Here is a 651-nt window from a genome sequence, read left to right as displayed (position 1 = left end):
GCCGGAGCCGGGGCCGGACCCGCCGGCAGGGCGTGCTCCAGCCCGGGGTAGACGGGGGTCTCGGGAACGCCGGGCAGCGCGAAGCCGCCGGAGGAGTCCTCGTTGCCGGGCAGCGCGCGGCGGCGCCGGGACGGCCGGGGCTCGGAGCCGGACTCGTCCGGACTTCCCGTGCCGTCCTGACCGCCCCGGCCGGCCGCCGGCTCCTCCGGGGAGGGGCCGGGGCCGAGGGCGATCGGTGTGCGCGGGCCGGCCGGAGCGTCGGCGGTCCGGCGCTCGCCGTCCGGGCCGGCGGCTCCGTCACCCGAGGTCGGGGCCGGGGTCGGGGCCGGGTGTCCGGCGTCGACCGGAACGGCGTAGGCGGTGCCGGAGCGGCCGTCGTCCTTGCCCCAGGGGTCGCTCTGCGGGTCGTTCGGGCCGCCGAGGCCCTGCCGCCCGTACGCGGGGTCGTTGCCAGTGCCGTTCCACTGCTCGGGGACGGCGCGCTCGATCCGGGCCGGGGCGTTCGGCCACTGGTCGGCCGGGATGTCCGGGCGGCCGCCGGTGCCGGGGGCGTCCTGGGCGGTCTCGCGGTCGGCGGTCGGCTGCTCGAGGGCGGGGCGCCCGCGCCGGCCCCGGCGCTCGACGACCGGCGCCGGGTCGGTGCCGGGCTCG

Annotated in this window: 1 pseudogene; it reads right to left on the bottom strand. The window is 81.9% G+C overall.

Going from position 1 to position 651, the window contains the following annotated elements:
* A pseudogene (locus tag BI06_RS50450) lies at positions 1 to 651 on the bottom strand (hypothetical protein); the annotation flags it as partial.

Source organism: Kitasatospora sp. MBT66 (assembly GCF_000710405.2).
In the GTDB taxonomy this organism is placed as follows: domain Bacteria; phylum Actinomycetota; class Actinomycetes; order Streptomycetales; family Streptomycetaceae; genus Kitasatospora; species Kitasatospora purpeofusca.
Note: the sequence above shows the minus strand (reverse complement) of the source record. Positions and strands in the feature narration are given on the sequence as shown.